The sequence below is a fragment of the Vibrio chagasii genome (assembly GCF_024347355.1).
Taxonomy (GTDB): domain Bacteria; phylum Pseudomonadota; class Gammaproteobacteria; order Enterobacterales; family Vibrionaceae; genus Vibrio; species Vibrio chagasii.
Window position 1 is genome coordinate 322,540 of record NZ_AP025465.1, and the last position, 18,665, is coordinate 341,204.

The following is an 18,665-nucleotide window of genomic DNA, read 5'->3' on the forward strand; positions in this document are numbered from 1 at the left end:
TAAAGTACAAAAAGTTTTAGGGGTGTAGCTCCAATTGGCAGAGCAGCGGATTCCAAATCCGCGTGTTGGGAGTTCGAATCTCTCCACCCCTGCCACATTGAAAGGCTCTAGCAGAAATGCTAGAGCCTTTTTGCTTTCTGAATCTAATAATACTCTATTGGCAGAGCCGCGGATTCCCCTACTTACCAAAACTGTGCGTGTTGGGAGTTTATGCCTCAACCCTTGCCATATACTAAGCCTCAGCAGAAATGCTGAGGTTTTTTTTCGCGAAGCAAAGTTGGAATAACTACGCGTTCCCCTAGCTCGCCAGCTCAGTCTAATCTCTCCATTCCTGCCATATTTAAGTCTTTAGAGTGCGCGTCCCAGCAAAATGCTAGAGCCTTTATTATTCCTGTCATCTTTAGAAGTAACGCTAGAAGTACCAAGTGATCTCTATCTAGCCAATACTCATTTTGCTCTATAGTTCCGCTAGTTAATAACTAACGCTATTCTAGCGAGACATTGATTCCCGTTCTTTGTGTTTCCAGGTGAAAGGTGAAGTCTTTCGATTGAAGCTAATATAACTTGAGAGTGGGTTATTGGGGAGGCTAGTGAGTGTGCAGAACAATGAGGTATCTGTAGGACTTAACCTCCTGAAAGAGTTCCGGCCAAATTTAGTACTCCCCCTAAATTAAGGTTTTCGATTACTCCAATAATAGTGGTATCAAATATCTATATAAGCTTCTATGTTCTACACATACCTTTCAGCGATAGCTTCAGTGTGGGAATTGGTGAGTTTGACTTTCATTAGGTATAAAAAAGGCCACCTAAAGTAGGTGGCCTTGGTTAATCTATCTAGGTGTTAATCTAGCTCTTTCTCTGCTTGTTTTGCTTTCTCTATCATAGGAGTAATTGTCGAGCCTTGAACCAGAATCGAGAACACCACTACGGCATAGGTCATGACAAGGATTATCTCTTTAACATCTATCGCTTTGTCTTCAATTACCCAGATACCGGAAGGGATTGATAGAGCCATGGCTAGTGCTAAGCCTCCACGTAAGCCGCCCCAAGTTAGAATCTTAATCGACCATGGGTTGTAAGTTCTAAAGCGCTTAAATCCAATGTACGACAAGAAAACACTCAGGTAGCGTGCACTCAATACTAGAGGAACTGCGAATGCCATTAAGATCCAGTCTTCTTGGTGGAATTTGAACAGCAGCATCGACATACCAATCAATAAGAACAATACGCCATTTAAGAACTCATCTATTAGTTCCCAGAAGTGGTCAAGGTGGTCTTCACTCTCTTTAGAGAAGCCGATAAAGCGAGTCCAGTTACCAATCATGATACCTGATACCACCATAGCTAATGGACCTGATACGTGGAGAACTTCAGCAAAAGCATAACCTGCAGTAGGGACACCAATGGTGAGTAGCAATTCCATTGAGTGGTCATCAGTATTACTGATTAGGTAGTGGAATATAAGACCTAATGCAAAACCATAAACGATACCGCCAATAGCCTCTTGGACAAATAGCATGGTCACGCTGCCAACTGTCGGTGCTTCTGTGCCAAACGCAATGGTGAATAGAGTGACGAAGATTACCAAGCCAAAACCATCGTTAAATAGCGATTCACCTTCAATCTGAGTTGAGATTCGTTTCGGTGCATCGAGTTTCTTTACTATGGCTAAAACAGCGATTGGGTCGGTAGGGGAGATAAGAGAACCGAATAGTAAGCAGTAAATGAGATCGAATTGGATGCCGATGAACTGACAGAAACCATAAAGAACAAAACCAATAAAGAAGGTCGAGAAAAGAGTAGCGCCGAGTGCGAGCACTGTGATTTCCCACTTTTGGTCTTTTAGGTTTGGTAGTTTTATCCCTAAACCGCCTGCGAATAGTAAGAAGCCTAATATCCCTTTAAGTAGGAAGTCTTCAAAGTTGATACTGGCAACCGTTTCAGAAGCAATGTCGGCCAACTGAAACCAGTTGTTTTGGCCCGCAATGATAATTAAAAGAGACAGCATCATTGAGCCTGCTGTGATGGCGATGGTTGTTTGCATTTTACCAATTTTGCTATTAACAAAGGCAATGAGCATGGCTGCAGCAGACAAGAAGCATAAGGTGTAATAGACCGACATTGGGGTACCAACATGTAACAAAGTATGAATATGAATTTTCGTTGTCTCATGCTCAAATAGCAAACACTTTTTGTCAGGACTCGGTAATCAATTTCCTCTTTTAGACGTCTAGACTCCTTTTTAATGTGTGATAGGATGGAAGCATAATTAAAGGAATGAGGTTGTACCGTGGGAAGTAATGTAAGGCAAAAGATTGATGCTCTGTTGAAGCAACGAATTTTACTGATTGATGGTGGCATGGGTACCATGATTCAGGACTATAAATTGGAAGAGCAAGACTATCGTGGTGAACGCTTTGCGGATTGGCATAGTGACTTAAAGGGTAACAATGACCTTTTGGTACTTACACAACCTAAGCTTATCAAAGATATTCATTCGCAATATTTGGAAGCTGGGGCAGACATCCTTGAAACCAATACTTTTAACGCTACAACCATTGCTATGGCCGACTACGATATGGAAAGCCTTAGTGAAGAAATTAACTTTGCAGCAGCCAAGTTAGCACGAGAAGCCGCTGACGAATGGACTGCAAAGACTCCTGAAAAACCTCGTTTCGTTGCCGGCGTCTTAGGCCCAACAAACCGTACTTGTTCTATCTCTCCAGATGTTAATGATCCGGGTTATCGTAATGTGAGTTTTGATGAGTTAGTCGAGGCCTACTCTGAATCGACTCGCGCGCTGATCAAAGGTGGCTCAGACCTTATTCTTATCGAAACCATCTTCGATACACTCAATGCTAAAGCGTGTGCTTTTGCAGTGGAATCTGTTTTCGAAGAAGTAGGCATCACTTTACCGGTCATGATCTCTGGCACCATTACTGATGCATCAGGTCGTACGCTTTCAGGGCAGACGACGGAAGCTTTCTATAACGCCCTTCGTCATGTTAAGCCTATCTCGTTTGGTTTGAACTGTGCATTAGGCCCTGATGAGCTGCGTGAGTATGTTGGCGAGATGTCTCGTATCTCAGAGAGTTATGTTTCTGCTCACCCTAACGCAGGCTTACCTAACGCATTTGGCGAGTATGACCTTTCACCTGAAGACATGGCAGAGCACGTTAAAGAATGGGCTGAAAGTGGCTTCTTGAACTTGATTGGTGGCTGTTGTGGTACTACGCCAGAACATATTCGTCAAATGGCAGAAGCGGTTGAAGGTGTAACTCCTCGCCAATTGCCGGACCTACCTGTGTCGTGTCGTTTATCCGGTTTAGAACCTCTGACCATTGCAAAAGAGTCTCTGTTTGTAAACGTAGGTGAGCGAACGAACGTGACCGGTTCTGCGCGCTTCAAACGCTTGATCAAAGAAGAGCTTTACGATGAGGCATTGAGTGTTGCTCGTGAGCAAGTTGAAAATGGTGCCCAGATCATCGATATCAATATGGATGAAGGAATGCTAGACGCTGAAGCGTGTATGGTTAAATTCCTTAATCTATGTGCCTCTGAGCCAGAGATTTCAAAAGTCCCAGTAATGGTCGATTCATCAAAATGGGAGGTTATTGAAGCCGGCCTGAAATGTATTCAGGGTAAAGGTATCGTTAACTCAATTTCTCTTAAAGAAGGTAAAGAGAAGTTCGTCGAGCAAGCGAAGTTGGTTCGCCGCTATGGTGCAGCCGTAATCGTGATGGCGTTCGATGAAGTCGGTCAGGCAGATACACGTGAACGTAAAGTCGAGATCTGTACCAATGCTTACAACATTCTTGTTGATGAGGTTGGCTTCCCACCTGAAGACATTATTTTTGACCCAAACATCTTCGCGGTTGCGACTGGTATTGAAGAGCATAACAACTATGCGGTTGATTTCATTGAAGCGGTAGGCGATATCAAGCGCGGCCTACCTCATGCGATGATCTCGGGTGGTGTATCGAACGTGTCATTCTCATTCCGAGGTAATAACTACGTTCGTGAGGCAATCCACGCTGTATTCTTATACCACTGTTTTAAAAATGGTATGGATATGGGCATCGTAAACGCTGGTCAGCTGGAAATTTACGATAACGTGCCAGAAGATCTGCGTGATGCTGTTGAAGATGTTGTACTAAACCGTCGTGAAGACTCTACGGAACGCTTGCTGGATATGGCAACCGAGTATCTAGAGCGAGCGGTTGGTAAAGTTGAAGATAAATCAGCACTCGAGTGGCGCACTTGGCCTGTAGAGAAGCGTTTAGAGCACTCTTTGGTCAAAGGTATTACTGACTTCATCGTTGAAGATACTGAAGAAGCACGTGTCAATTCAGCTCGACCAATTGAGGTAATTGAAGGTCCGCTAATGGACGGCATGAACGTGGTCGGCGACTTGTTTGGTGCAGGCAAGATGTTCCTCCCTCAAGTTGTTAAATCGGCCCGTGTAATGAAGCAAGCTGTAGCCCACTTGGAGCCGTTTATTAATGCATCCAAAGAAGTTGGTGCGAGTAACGGTAAGATCCTTCTCGCGACAGTTAAGGGCGATGTTCATGATATTGGTAAGAACATTGTTGGCGTCGTTCTTCAATGTAATAACTATGACATCATCGACCTAGGCGTGATGGTTTCATGTGAAAAAATTCTCAAAGTCGCGAAAGAAGAAAACGTCGATATTATTGGTCTTTCTGGCCTGATTACTCCATCCCTTGATGAAATGGTGCATGTTGCCAAAGAAATGGAACGACAAGGCTTTAAGTTACCACTATTGATTGGTGGTGCTACGACATCCAAGGCGCATACTGCTGTTAAAATTGAACAGAATTACTCAGAACCGGTGGTCTACGTTAATAACGCTTCTCGTGCAGTTGGCGTATGTACCTCACTACTTTCTGAAGAGCTAAAACCTGCCTTCGTTGAGAAGTTGGACTTAGATTACGAGCGCGTTCGCGATCAGCATAATCGTAAGAAGCCTCGCACTAAGCCAGTGACACTCGAGCAAGCTCGCGCAAATAAAGTGGCGATTGATTGGGACGCATATACTCCGCCAGCACCAGCTAAACCGGGTGTGCATGTATTCAATGATTTTGATGTGGCAACACTGCGTAACTATATCGACTGGACACCATTCTTCATGACATGGTCATTAGTCGGTAAGTACCCAGCTATTCTTGACCACGAAGAGGTGGGCGAAGAGGCAAAACGTTTATTCAAAGATGCGAACGAGTTACTGGATCGTGTAGAGAAAGAGAAGCTACTTGAAGCCCGTGGTATGTGTGCGATGTTCCCTGCTAACAGTGTTGGTGATGACATTGAGGTGTATACCGATGAGTCTCGTACCGAGGTTCTCAAAGTTCTACATAACCTTCGCCAACAGACTGAGAAGCCTAAAGGCTTTAACTACTGTTTGTCAGATTACATTGCTCCAAAAGAAAGCGGTAAAGCGGACTGGATTGGTGGTTTTGCTGTGACAGGCGGTATTGGTGAGCGTGAGCTAGCGGATGAATACAAGGCCAATGGTGATGACTACAATGCCATCATGATTCAGGCTGTGGCTGATCGACTGGCTGAAGCGTTTGCTGAATACCTACACCAAGAGGTACGAAAGGACATTTGGGGTTACGCTCCAGATGAAGACTTATCTAACGATGATCTGATTCGAGAGAAATACCAAGGTATTCGTCCTGCTCCTGGTTATCCTGCTTGCCCTGAGCATACAGAGAAGGGCACGTTGTGGGAGTTGATGGATGTTGAGAGGACCATCGATATGTCACTGACGTCCAGCTATGCGATGTGGCCTGGTGCTTCAGTTTCTGGGATGTACTTCTCTCACCCTGATTCTCGATACTTTGCGATTGCTCAGATTCAACAGGATCAAGTAGACAGCTATGCTGACCGTAAGGGTTGGGATATGTTGGAAGCTGAGAAGTGGCTAGGTCCAAATATTAACTAGCTATTAAATCCGCGAGTTACTTGTAAAAATAGAAAGGGTTGCTTAATTGCAACCCTTTTTGTATCTGTACTTTGAGCGTTGAACTCTTATTAATTCACTATCGCCTTATTCGAATAGCTCTTGATGCAGCTTTTGAATCGCCTGTTTAGAGACTGACTCATTGAGCAGGAAGCATAAGTTATGAGGGCTTGCCCCGTAACAAATCATGCGCAGGTTGAAATCTTCAAGGGTGCTGAATACTTGCTTAGCGTAGCCTTTACTTTCACTCATGTTATTACCAATCAATGCCACCAAACATAGGTCATGTTCTACATCGACTGAACACAGTTCTTCTAGCTCAAGACGTGCTGCTTCTGGTAATTCAGGAGCACCACCAGATGTATCAGTTTGATCTAGGGTGAGTGAAACACTGATCTCAGAGGTAGTGATAAGATCAACGGAGATCTTATGTTTAGCAAGGATCTCGAATACTTTCGCAAGGAAACCGTAAGCATGGAACATATTAGCGCTACGTAGTGTAACCATGGTTTGGTTGCAGCGAAGGGCCAGGGCTCTGAACAGTGGGGAGCTTTCCACCTCTTGACGGATCCAAGTTCCACCTAATTCTGGTGCTTTTGAAGAGCCGACAAACACCGGAATTTGGTGACGTAATGCTGGAACTAGCGTTGATGGGTGCAGGATCTTCGCTCCAAAGTTTGCCATCTCAGATGCTTCACTGAAGCTGATTTCTGGGATTGGAGAAGCTTTAGGTGCAATACGAGGGTCGGTGGTGTAGATGCCTGGAACATCCGTCCAAATTTCTAAGCCAATCGCTTGTACTGACTCTGCAATAAGCGCTGCCGAGTAATCACTACCACCACGACCTAAGGTTGTTGTGTTGCCGTCATTGTCTGCACCAATAAAGCCTTGTGTGACTACAACTTGTTGTTGGCACAATGGAATCAGTTTCTCTTTCGCTAGCACTGAAATTTCTTCAAGCTGAGGTTCTGCTTTTCCGAAGTCATCATTGGTGCGCATCACTTCTCTGATATCGAAGCGAACCGCAGGTGCACCTCGTTCTCGAAGGATTTGAGCAAGAAGGTGTGTCGACATCAACTCACCACACGCAACTAAGTGGTCGGTTAACTTAGTGCTTGTTTGAAATGATGCAGCCTCGGCAGCGCTCGCAATGTCGTCAAGAATGGAGTGAACTTCTTTTTCGACGCTGGTTGGGTCAGCAAGTTGGTCAAGAATTGCATTATGAATGTCCGTCAACTGGGTCATCACTTCCTGACGGCGAGTTTTGTCTTGCACACCGTTTGCCAGTTCGACAAGTAAATTGGTTACACCTGAACACGCAGAACTTACGACTAACTTGGTATTTGAGTTGTTTTCAATAATGGCAGCACAACGGCTCATTGCTTTAAAGTTGGCAACACTTGTACCACCAAACTTAGCGACATTAAAAGAACCAGCTACATTAGATGCACTCACGATATATCTCCCACGACTTCCTAAAATAAAATTACGGTTGGGTAATCCAACGTCCAATGTTTTTCGAAGAGAGTTTTAGAGCAAAAAGAGAGGAATTATGTGAATAGTAACCTCAGAAGCTCTTCACCATATAGAAATGGTGACAGTTGCCGGGATTCAGCCCGCTCAACCGATAATAAAGGTCCTGCATCCTTTTATTATCTCGGCACTGCTCCCCATAAATGCTTTGTATCGGAAATGCGGTTCCACAAAACATCTGCCTGGGCAGTGCTCCTCTTCTGCTAGATAGCCATTTCATTGAACGTGTTTGCGCTCACAATGTCAATTGGTAACTTGAGATAATTTAAAAATAATTTTAACAATTATGTGACAGTGGTTTGACCTCAAGACCTAAGGCTAATTGCTGACATGTTCGATTTGCTTTAGGGTGGAATATCAACACCATTAACGTAAGGGATTTACATGTCTAACTTAACAAATACTTCTACTATCGATAGTTTTTATCCACCACATCGAACGTTAATGGGGCCTGGGCCTTCTGATATCTCACCTCAAGTACTGCAAGCTTTGAGTCGTCCAACCATAGGTCATCTAGACCCGCTGTTTATTGCAATGATGGATGAGGTCAAACAGCTTCTTAAGTATGCATTTCAGACAGATAATGAGTTTACGATTGCTGTATCAGCGCCGGGCAGCGCCGGTATGGAAACTTGTTTTGTTAACTTGATTGAACCCGGTGAAAAGGTCATCGTCTGTCGAAATGGCGTGTTTGGTGAGCGTATGCGAGAAAACGTGGTGCGTTGCGGTGGCGAAGCAATTCTCGTTGACGACGAATGGGGTAAGCCGGTATCTGTCGAAAAGGTACAGCAAGCATTGACAGAAAACCCAGACGCAGTCGCGGTTGCGTTTGTACATGCTGAGACCTCTACTGGTGCATTATCGGATGCTCAAGCTATCTCTGCGGTGGCTGGCCAGTTCGATGCATTGACTATTGTTGATGCGGTAACCTCATTGGGTGGTGTACCACTGTTAGTGGACGAATGGCAGCTCGATGCGGTTTATTCTGGTAGTCAGAAGTGCTTGTCTTGTGTTCCTGGTTTATCACCTGTGACTTTCTCTCAGCGTGCTGTTGATAAAATGAAAGCACGTCAGGCTCCTGTACAAAGCTGGTTCTTGGATCAGAGCCTAGTATTAGGTTACTGGAGCGGTGAAGGTAAGCGTAGTTATCACCACACTGCACCAGTCAATAGCCTTTACGCGCTGCATGAGTCTCTCGTGCTACTGAAAAATGAAGGCTTAGATAATGCTTGGTCTCGTCATCACGCCATGCATCAAGAATTAAAAGAAGGTGTAGAAGCATTAGGGCTGAAGTTCGTTGTTGATGAAGAGAGCCGTTTACCACAGCTTAATGCGCTTTACTTCCCAGAAGGAATTGATGAAGCGAAAGTCAGATCGCAGCTTTTAGAAGAGTATAATCTTGAGATTGGTGCCGGGCTTGGTTCTTTGGCCGGTAAGGCATGGCGTATTGGCTTGATGGGCTACGGCGCTCGTAAAGAGAATGTGACGTTGTGCCTTAAAGCACTGCAAGACGTACTTAAATAACCGAATTAGACTAGTTTCAAAGAAAAGCGCACGAGGATCGTGCGCTTTTTTTGTTTGCTTTAAAGGTAATACTACGAGTTAAAATTGGCTACTACTCTGCCGATGAGACGTTGTTTTCAGCTTGAGATATTTTCTTGTATTGAACCTGTGAAAAGTCTCTGTCTGGAAATAGAAACTTTGCTTCACTACGGATTTGCTCCGCTTTGCTCTCTTCCCCTAAACCTTGGTAAGCAAGGATCAGGTTACTGTAGAACGCTGGTCTTGGTTTACTCTTTATGATCTCTAGTGACCAATCAACGTAAGGCTGAATAAGGCTAGGGTCACCCTTATAAAGACCAATGTTCAGGTAGGTGCTGTATATGTCCCAATCGTAGCGATCTTTCCAAACCACAGGGTTAGTGACTTGTTTGAGAATGTCTGGGTTTTTAGGTTTAGATCGCTCAAATTTGGTCAGTACATAGTTAGTATGCAGTGCACTCAACATGTAAACACTCACCAGAATTGGTAACACCAAGCTGGTCACTCTAAATAAGGTTTTACTGATGATGCTGAACGGCTGCTGATAATGACGTGAAGCGCGCTGGTCGACCCAATAAATCAATATGATACAGGTTATCCAGTGTATCGCTGAGTGATAGAACGGGTACTCTAATTGAGAGTGTAAAAGTATCGGTATGAATAGCGCCAGTAAAGCCAAGCGTGTTCCTTTGGCTGAGCTTGAGATCCGCGACAATACTAATACTGCGGCAATCAATATTCCTATGATAGGTACAATACCGCCCTCAACTCCCCAGAATAGAAACTCATTGTGGGGGTGATCCATTGCTGGAAGCCCCGGGTGATAGTTTGAATTGAGTTGATGCTGGCGAGCGGTATACAGGGTGTACTCTGATTCAAATTTTCCGTAGCCGTAACCAGTAAATGGTTTCTCTACCAACATGTCTAATGTTTGCGGGAAGGTGTAAGCACGAGGGCTCTCTAGGTTCGCTTTTTTACTCGCTATGCTATCTGTAGTGCTAAGGCTGATTACTGAAAATGCAACTACGACACCGACAACAACGGATGCACACCATCCATAGAAGCGTTTCTTGGTCGAGAATCTGTATAAGTAAGGCAGAATACACAAGAACCCAATGAGTGCTGCTAACCAACCTGTGCGTGATGCGATTATGATCAGCAGTGGTACCGTTAACGTTGGTGTTAGGTAGAGTAAAAATGATTCACTAATCTTGTGGTTGTACTTGGCTGGCTGCCTCGCTAATAGGTAAGCAGAAAGGACAAAACCCGTCGCTAAAAAACTAGCCATCACATTAGGCTGCTGGAAGATCCCATAAGGACGATTGGCTTCAGTGTTGTAACCAAATAGGTTACCAGGCTCCAGCAAAAAATATTGCACATAGCCAAACAGTGCCTGTATGACGACAGCAAGTACGATGAACCACAGCATGCGCTGTTTATGTTTATTACTGAATTTGAACTGCTGAAGTACTACAAATAAAGCAAAGCCAGCCCATAACCCAAGTAATCGACTGGATGCTCCTTGCGGTGAAGCATTGCTGTATAGAATAGGCAATGTGAGTATCACACAGCTGATCAGTAAGCCTACGGTTAACTTGGAATACTTAAGTTCTCGATTGGTTGCTAGCTGGTAAAATCCAATCGCTAGAGTGAAGCTTAGAGCCAGCCAAGTCGTCGGATTAAAGGATAGAGCAAGGCCCGAACCACCTGGGTTAGGCATGAAAAAATGCATGGCGAGTAAGAACACAACAGCTAATGAAGCAAGGAATGCTTTGTTGAGAGGTAGCTGAGTGATCTGATGCTCTAGCTGGGTTCCGCTAGTGTGTATTGTTGCCATAAATCCCTAACCTTATAAAAACGGAGCTTGTTCCTTTTGAAACAAGCTCCGTTACTTTAACATTTTTCTGTCCACCCACAGGACGCTATTTTACACCTAGTTCAAATTTAACATAGGCTTAAGGAAGCGTGCTGTATGTGAACCTTCGACTAGTGCCACATCTTCTGGTGTGCCTTCTGCAACGATTTCACCACCACCTTGACCACCCTCAGGGCCGAGATCGAGTATCCAGTCTGCGGTTTTAACGACATCCAAGTTGTGTTCAATCACCACAACGGTATTACCGTGATCACGTAGGCGATGTAATACGGTTAATAGCTGTTGGATATCGTGGAAGTGAAGGCCTGTTGTTGGCTCATCCAGAATGTATAACGTTTTCCCTGTATCTCGTTTAGACAGCTCACGCGCTAATTTAACACGTTGAGCCTCACCACCAGATAGGGTAGTTGCGGCTTGCCCCAAACGAATATAAGAAAGGCCGACATCCATGAGAGTTTGCAGTTTGCGAGCGATCACTGGAACCGGATTAAAGAACTCACGTGCGTCTTCTACGGTCATTTCCAGTACTTCGTCGATGGTTTTACCCTTGTAGCGAACTTCTAGTGTTTCACGATTGTAGCGTTTGCCCTTACACACATCACACGGCACATAAACGTCCGGTAAGAAGTGCATTTCGACCTTGATAACACCGTCGCCCTGGCAGGCTTCACAACGTCCGCCACGCACGTTAAAGCTGAAGCGTCCCGGTTTGTAACCGCGCGAACGAGACTCCTGTGTCCCCGCAAATAATTCACGAATAGGTGTAAAGATCCCTGTATAGGTTGCAGGATTTGATCTTGGCGTTCGACCGATAGGGCTTTGGTCAATATCGATGACCTTGTCGAAATGCTCTAAGCCTTTGATTTTTTTATGTGGTGCAGGTACTGCTGTCGTTGCACCGTTGAGTTGGGTGTGAGCAATTTTAAAGAAGGTGTCATTAATCAGTGTCGACTTACCTGACCCTGATACACCTGTAATACAACTGAATAGGCCAACAGGGATAGTTGCTGTGACATTTTTCAGGTTATTACCGGTAGCCCCAATGATCTCGACGACTTTCTTTTTGTCGATCGGCGTTCGTTGTTTTGGTACTTCAATCTCTTTTACGCCACTTAAGTACTGACCAGTCAATGAGTTTGGATTGTCGATGATATCTTGCATAGTGCCTTCAGCGACGACGTGACCACCGTGAACACCAGCGCCTGGGCCGATATCGATCACATGGTCCGCACAGCGAATAGCGTCTTCATCATGCTCAACGACAAGCACTGTGTTGCCTAAATCTCTCAGGTGAACCAAGGTTTGCAGCAGTCGTTCATTATCACGCTGGTGGAGGCCAATCGATGGTTCATCCAAGACATACATAACTCCCACTAAGCCTGCACCTATCTGACTTGCGAGACGAATTCGTTGCGCTTCACCACCAGATAGGGTTTCAGCACTGCGTGACAGGTTGAGGTAGTTCAAACCGACATTAACCAAGAAGTGCAGGCGATCATTGATCTCTTTCATCACCTTATCGGCGATTTGTCCGCGCTGACCGTCTAACTTCAATTCTTGGAAAAATTGCAGTGCGTCAGCAATGCTCAGTTCAACGATTTCAGGCAGTGTTGTATCGCCAATGAAGACATTACGAGCTTCTAATCTCAAGCGTGTACCATCACAGCTAGAGCATGATTTCGTTGAGATGTATTTAGCAAGGTCTTCACGGACTGCGTTTGATTCTGTATCACGGTAACGGCGCTCTAGCGTATTCAAAATGCCTTCAAATGGGTGACGTTTGACTCGAATATCACCACGATCATTGATGTATTTGAATTCAACTTCAGTACGACCTGAACCTTTAAGAATAATCTCTTGAGTCTTCTTTGGGAGAGAATTAAAGGGTGCAAACAGATCGAAACCATAGTGCTCAGAGAGCGATGTTAGCATCTGGAAATAGTAGTAGTTCTTTTGATCCCAGCCCTTAATTGCTCCGTCTGCGATGCTTAAACTTTCATCCAAGATCACTCTGCTTGGGTCAAAGTACTGTTGAACTCCAAGGCCATCACACGTGCCACATGCACCTGCTGGGTTGTTGAATGAAAATAGGCGAGGTTCAAGCTCTTGCATGCTGTAACCACACTTAGGGCAAGCGAAGTTAGCAGAGAATACGATCTCTTCTTGGTCTGTTTCATCCATCCAACCGACAACAGCAATACCACCGGAGAGCTCTAATGTGGTCTCGAAAGATTCGGCTAAGCGTTGTTGAAGATCAGGGCGTACCTTAAATCGGTCAACCACTACTTCTATCGTGTGTTTCTTGTGCAGTTCTAGTGCTGGTGGATCGGATAGGTCGCATGTCTCACCATCAATACGCGCGCGGATAAAGCCCTGAGCCGCTAAGTTTTCCAGTGTTTTTACATGCTCACCTTTACGCTCTTTAACGATTGGTGCTAACAGCATCATCTTTGATCCAACAGGTAGTTCAAGTACCTTATCCACCATTTGGCTGATGGTTTGTGCGGCAAGTGGTGTGTTGTGTTCTGGACAGCGAGGTTCCCCGACTCGTGCGTAAAGAAGCCTCAGGTAATCATAAACTTCTGTAATCGTACCGACCGTTGAGCGAGGGTTGTGAGACGTCGATTTCTGTTCTATCGAGATAGCGGGAGATAAGCCTTCGATGTGGTCGACATCAGGCTTTTCCATAAGTGATAGAAATTGACGAGCATAGGCAGACAAAGACTCAACATAACGGCGTTGCCCTTCTGCGTAGAGGGTATCAAACGCAAGTGATGACTTACCTGAACCAGAAAGACCTGTGATAACAATCAGCTTATCACGAGGGATGGTAAGGTTTACGTCTTTGAGGTTATGCGTACGAGCGCCTCTAATTTCTATTTTATCCATCTCAACAGACCATGTAATTTTTAGTGGCTAAAGTATTACATAGAGTGAGATTTGTGCAAAGTTTTACTGGATAAAAAAACAGTGATTAAAAAGGGCGACTCCAAGAGCCGCCCATTACATTGTGTGAATTGTTACTTACCAGTCAGCAGTTATGCTTCTTTCTGTGTTGAGTGTTTGCCTAACTCAACTTGCTGCTGGTCTTTCTTGTATAGGTTTTCAAAGCAGTAGTTTGTTGCTTCGATGTAGCCTTCTACGCTACCGCAGTCAAAACGCTGGCCTTTAAATTTGTATGCCAATACACAACCTGCTTTTGCTTGTTTAAGCAGTGCATCGGTGATTTGGATCTCACCACCTTTACCAGGCTCTGTTTGCTCGATCAGTTCGAAGATATCTGGAGTCAGGATGTAACGGCCAATGATCGCTAGGTTGCTTGGTGCTGTGCCTTGCTCTGGCTTTTCCACCATGTCATCAACACGGAACAGGTCGTCTTTGATCATTTCACCTGAGATAACACCGTACTTATGTGTCTCTTCTTCAGGAACTTCTTGAACAGCTACGATAGAACAGCGGAACTGTTTGTATAGCGCAACCATTTGTGCCAACACGCCTTGTTGTTCATTTACACATAGGTCATCGGCAAGTACCACTGCGAATGGTTCGTCACCCACAAGTTCGCGACCAGTCAAGATAGCGTGACCTAAACCTTTCATTTCACGTTGACGAATATAGGTAAAGTTTGCAGCTTCAATTGTTTCACGAATATTAACCAGAAGGTCTTCTTTATTGGTGCCACTGATCTGGTGTTCAAGCTCGTAGTTCTTGTCGAAGTGATCCATGATCGAGTGCTTGCCACGACCCGTTACGATACACATTCCGTCCATACCAGCTTCGATGGCTTCCTCAACGCCGTACTCAATCAGTGGTTTGTTGACTACTGGCATCATTTCTTTCGGCATTGATTTGGTTGCTGGTAAGAAGCGTGTACCGTAGCCAGCTGCCGGGAAAAGGCACTTTTTGATCATCGTAAGACCCTTTATCTATAATAATTATTGATTCAACCTGAGCGGTTGATATTTCTGAGGGCAACTCTAGCACAAATTTTGTCGAAAATTCAGCAACAATCCGTATGGCTAACCAGAGCTTCCCTCAAAATTATCATCACTTTAAGAGGTGGATCAATTATGCAAGCAGATTTTGGTTTGCCCATGCGATCGCTTGGACTCTATTTTTTACCGCCAGTTTGCGGAATATTTGATAGAGGTGGGACTTCACGGTGAACTCACTGATAAATAGGTCGTCAGCTATTTGTGTGTTCGATGAGCCTGATTGGAGGCAACGAATGACCTGGATCTCGCGAATAGTGAGATCAACATTAGTAGGCGTTGTGTTGGTATTGACCATATTACGGTAGTAAAACAGCAATTGATTGGTAACCTTTCTTGGTAGCCAGTTTTCGCCATTGATTATCTCTTGTAAACCATGAGCAATTTTGTCTTTTTTATCTGTGTTATAAAACAGCCCTTTTAACACACCAAAAATCAAAAGCTCTGATGTCGGCAGTTGCTGGGGGACATTGAACAAAATGATCTCATGACTTTTCCACATCACGGTCAAGTTAGGGCAGGTTGCTAATAGCTCTGGCACTTGCTTATAGTCGACAAGAAGAATGCGATTACTCTGCTTTCTGTCTACTAACATTAAGTCGCCTGGCGTCATCTTGTACAAGATAATAGACAGGTGTTTTTCTATTTCTTTTACGTGTAAGTAAGTATCACTTGGGTCGATGCACATAAAGTGTAAAGTGCGAGCGTATCGAGACTTTCTCATTGAAACTCCATGTCTAAATTTAATGAGGTTTCACGTTGTCATGCAGACTTTTGCTTCTCTAGCACCATCGTTGTTACTTGCGTTGAATATCAACTCTTAAAGTAAATGAGTGGTTTATCAGTGGAGAAAAAAGCAACATCGCTCTGAATATCATGATTTGTTACGTTTTTATTCTTTGTCGTGAAGTGAGAATAGGAATGCGATTTATCACAGCAGAAAAGCATGCTATTCTTGTGCGCTAAAAATTTTCTGAGACTATGAATTTAGACGGAGCAAATCATGGCTAGCCGTGGAGTTAACAAAGTTATATTAGTGGGTAACCTAGGTAATGACCCAGAAATTCGTTACATGCCAAATGGCGGCGCAGTAGCGAACATTACCATTGCAACGTCAGAGTCATGGCGTGATAAAGCAACTGGCGAACAGCGTGAAAAAACAGAATGGCACCGTGTTGCTCTGTTTGGCAAGTTAGCTGAAGTTGCTGGAGAGTACCTACGTAAAGGTTCTCAAGTTTACATTGAAGGTCAACTGCAAACTCGTAAATGGCAAGATCAAAGCGGTCAAGATCGCTACACAACTGAAGTTGTGGTTCAAGGCTTTAACGGCGTAATGCAAATGCTAGGAGGTCGTGCTCAAGGTGGCGCACCAGCTCAAGGCGGCATGGGTGGCCAGCAACAGCAAGGCGGTTGGGGTCAACCTCAGCAGCCGCAACAGCAGCAGCAATACAGTGCCCCAGCTCAACAGCAGTCGAAAGCACCTCAACAAGCTCCTCAGCAGGCTCAACCTCAATATAATGAGCCTCCGATGGATTTTGATGATGACATCCCATTTTAAGCCCTGTTTTTAATATATTATAAAGACAGTATTAATTTGGAAAGAGCCGCGATTATCGCGGCTTTTTGCTACCTAGAATTCTTAACGCTTTATTAACAACCTCAATTTATAGTATAAGTAGTAATACGGTATAATGTGAGTTGAAAAGGATTTCTTTATTCATGAGATATACCCCCACACTAAAATTGAGCACCCGTTTGGTCGCATTTGTCACCGTGATAGTGATCAGTGCGATGTTCATTCTTTTTATTGGTGGCACCCTATCATTTAAGCGTATCGGACAAGAGTATTTAGACCATTATTTGGTGGGTATTGTCGACGTTGTAGATAAAGAAATGGAAGACCCAGGCGCTGCATATTCAATGCAACGTTGGATGCCTAAGATGTTGCAAGCAAGCAACATTGTTGAGATGAAACTCTCGAATAAGACCGGCATTGTTTATCGCTTCAAAGATACTTCACCACAGATTGATCCTAGTCGCCTTTATGAAAAGAGCTTTGTATTAGAGCGAAATACCGGTTATCAAATCGAGTTTAAGGCTCTGCCTCCTTATATTGGATACAGCTACTCATTGGAAGCAATGTGGTCGATTACTTTAGCGGTCGCTTTGATTATATTTTGCCTAGCTCGTGGCGTTCGATGGCTAAAAGAGCAATTGATGGGATCTGAAATGCTGGAAGAGCGTGGAAGGATGATTCTTGCTGGGCAGGTTGAGGCTCATGCCAAAGGTGATGAGCGAGAGTGGCCTTTTACCGCGAGTGAAGCTCTCGATGTTCTTATTGAAGAGTTAAAAGACGCTCGGCAAGAGCGTAGTCGTTTCGATACCTTTATTCGTACTCATACCTTCTTAGATAAACTCACAGGCACCGCCAACAGAGTACTATTTGATAACAAGCTTGAATCGGCACTGCATGAAAGTGGTGCGCGTGGTGGTGTGCTGTTAATACGTATCGATGAGTGGGAACAGGTACGTGATGATAATGATAAACAAGTTACAGATAATTTTATTATTGAGGTTGGTGAAATTTTATCGAATATCGTTCAGAGATACCCAGATGTAATTTTTTCTCGCTATTACGAAGCCGATTTTGCTGTATTTATTCCGCATCAAGGTGCTAAAGATATTGCAACACTGGCAGCCCAGTGTTTAAGACAACTTGATAAGCTAACACCACCAGAGCCTTTAGAGTCAGATAATTGGTGCCATATCGGTGTGACCATGTACACCGAAGGTGAACGTCACAGCCAAATCATGAGTGAAACAGAAACGGCATTAAAAAGTGCGCAATTGGAGCGTATTAATAACTGGAGCCGCTTCCCGAAACAAAACAAAAATGATCTTGATAGAGGTAGCGTTCGCTGGAGGACGCTGCTTGATACAGCGTTGATTCCTGATAATTTAGTAATCTTTGCCCAGCGGTGTTATCTTATGTCAGAGGTGGGTCAAGTTAATGAATTGCATAGAGAAATATTTACTAGAATTCAGGACCCAGAGAGAGGCTTATTGAAATCCTCTCGATTCATGCCTGCGGTAGAGCAAGTGGGTTATCAAGCTCAAATGGATCAATCGGTTTTGAAGGTGGTGTTGAAATCATTAAAAGAATCAACTCAACCTATTTATTATTCAATTAACCTCAATGTCACGCCATTTGCGAGTAAGCAACATTTTAAATGGTTTAGGAGTGAATTGCTGCAGCTCTCTGCACAGCATCGTTCGCAACTCGCTTTTGAGTTCTCTGAGGGGGATCTCATTGCCCATCTTGATTATATGAGGCCAGTGGCGAAGATGCTGCGCGGACTGGGGTGCAAAATCATTGTTGGTCAAGCTGGGCGAACTATTGTCAGTACTCATTACATCAAGGACCTGAAGGTTGACTATATAAAGCTTCATCGAAGTTTGATTAAGAGAATCGATCAACGGCATGAGAATCAGCTGTTTGTCCGTAGTTTAGTCGGGGCATGTGGTGACGCCCCAACTCAAGTAATTGCGGTGGGAGTTGAGACAAAACAAGAAAAGAACACTTTGATAGAAATAGGTATAAACGGCTATCAGGGAAGGTATTTCGACAAAGAACAACAAATTATCCCTTTGCCTAATAAAGACTCAAAGTCAGTGAAAACTGAATCGTTAGTAAAAATTGGTCGAAGAAATCGATGGCGTAAGAGTAGTAGCTAAG

10 protein-coding genes, 1 tRNA gene and 1 riboswitch are annotated in these 18,665 nt (G+C 44.2%); of the genes, 5 read left to right on the forward strand and 6 right to left on the reverse strand.

Annotated elements, in window-relative coordinates; genetic code table 11:
- The first annotated feature begins 18 nt into the window (after positions 1–18).
- A tRNA-Trp gene (locus OCV52_RS01510) sits at positions 19–95 on the forward strand.
- Positions 96–841: 746 nt separating this feature from the next.
- On the opposite strand, the gene OCV52_RS01515 is transcribed toward OCV52_RS01510, so the two are convergent.
- Entirely contained in the window at positions 842–2,122 is a 1,281-nt protein-coding gene (locus OCV52_RS01515; protein ID WP_004740869.1) for a cation:proton antiporter, read from the reverse strand.
- Between the two features lie 168 nt (positions 2,123–2,290).
- On the opposite strand from OCV52_RS01515, the gene metH reads away from it, so the two are divergent.
- Positions 2,291–5,968 carry a methionine synthase gene (metH, locus tag OCV52_RS01520; RefSeq protein WP_137407235.1) on the forward strand — a complete coding sequence of 1,226 codons (3,678 nt, stop codon included), beginning with the start codon at positions 2,291–2,293 and terminating at the stop codon, positions 5,966–5,968.
- A 105-nt stretch (positions 5,969–6,073) separates the two neighbouring features.
- On the opposite strand, the gene lysC is transcribed toward metH, so the two are convergent.
- The gene (lysC, locus tag OCV52_RS01525) at positions 6,074–7,441 is read right to left on the reverse strand and encodes a lysine-sensitive aspartokinase 3 (protein ID WP_137407234.1); all 1,368 of its coding nucleotides are present in this window, start codon (positions 7,439–7,441) and stop codon (positions 6,074–6,076) included.
- A gap of 108 nt (positions 7,442–7,549) precedes the next feature.
- Positions 7,550–7,727: riboswitch (Lysine riboswitch) on the reverse strand.
- Positions 7,728–7,903: 176 nt separating this feature from the next.
- Between lysC and OCV52_RS01530 the strand changes: the two genes are divergently transcribed.
- Positions 7,904–9,043 carry a pyridoxal-phosphate-dependent aminotransferase family protein gene (locus OCV52_RS01530; RefSeq protein WP_137407233.1) on the forward strand — a complete coding sequence of 380 codons (1,140 nt, stop codon included), beginning with the start codon at positions 7,904–7,906 and terminating at the stop codon, positions 9,041–9,043.
- A gap of 91 nt (positions 9,044–9,134) precedes the next feature.
- Here the strand turns inward: OCV52_RS01530 and OCV52_RS01535 are convergent, their stop codons facing one another.
- The 4 genes from OCV52_RS01535 to OCV52_RS01550 form a co-directional block, all read right to left on the reverse strand.
- Entirely contained in the window at positions 9,135–10,898 is a 1,764-nt protein-coding gene (locus OCV52_RS01535) for a PglL family O-oligosaccharyltransferase (RefSeq protein WP_137407232.1), read from the reverse strand.
- 96 nt (positions 10,899–10,994) lie between these two features.
- Positions 10,995–13,826 carry an excinuclease ABC subunit UvrA gene (gene uvrA / locus OCV52_RS01540; RefSeq protein WP_137407231.1) on the reverse strand — a complete coding sequence of 944 codons (2,832 nt, stop codon included), beginning with the start codon at positions 13,824–13,826 and terminating at the stop codon, positions 10,995–10,997.
- Between the two features lie 149 nt (positions 13,827–13,975).
- Entirely contained in the window at positions 13,976–14,848 is an 873-nt protein-coding gene (gene galU / locus OCV52_RS01545) for a UTP--glucose-1-phosphate uridylyltransferase GalU (protein WP_019826989.1), read from the reverse strand.
- A 157-nt stretch (positions 14,849–15,005) separates the two neighbouring features.
- Positions 15,006–15,653, reverse strand: a complete 648-nt coding sequence (locus OCV52_RS01550; protein WP_137407230.1) for a LuxR C-terminal-related transcriptional regulator — start codon at positions 15,651–15,653, stop codon at positions 15,006–15,008.
- A 279-nt stretch (positions 15,654–15,932) separates the two neighbouring features.
- Here OCV52_RS01550 and OCV52_RS01555 point away from each other — a divergent pair, with 279 nt between their 5' ends.
- Together OCV52_RS01555 and csrD are read left to right on the forward strand one after the other, a co-directional pair.
- Positions 15,933–16,487: a single-stranded DNA-binding protein gene (locus tag OCV52_RS01555; RefSeq protein WP_137407229.1), complete on the forward strand. Its 555-nt coding sequence runs from the start codon at positions 15,933–15,935 to the stop codon at positions 16,485–16,487.
- Between the two features lie 161 nt (positions 16,488–16,648).
- Positions 16,649–18,664 carry an RNase E specificity factor CsrD gene (csrD, locus tag OCV52_RS01560; protein WP_137407228.1) on the forward strand — a complete coding sequence of 672 codons (2,016 nt, stop codon included), beginning with the start codon at positions 16,649–16,651 and terminating at the stop codon, positions 18,662–18,664.
- Position 18,665: the final 1 nt, after the last annotated feature.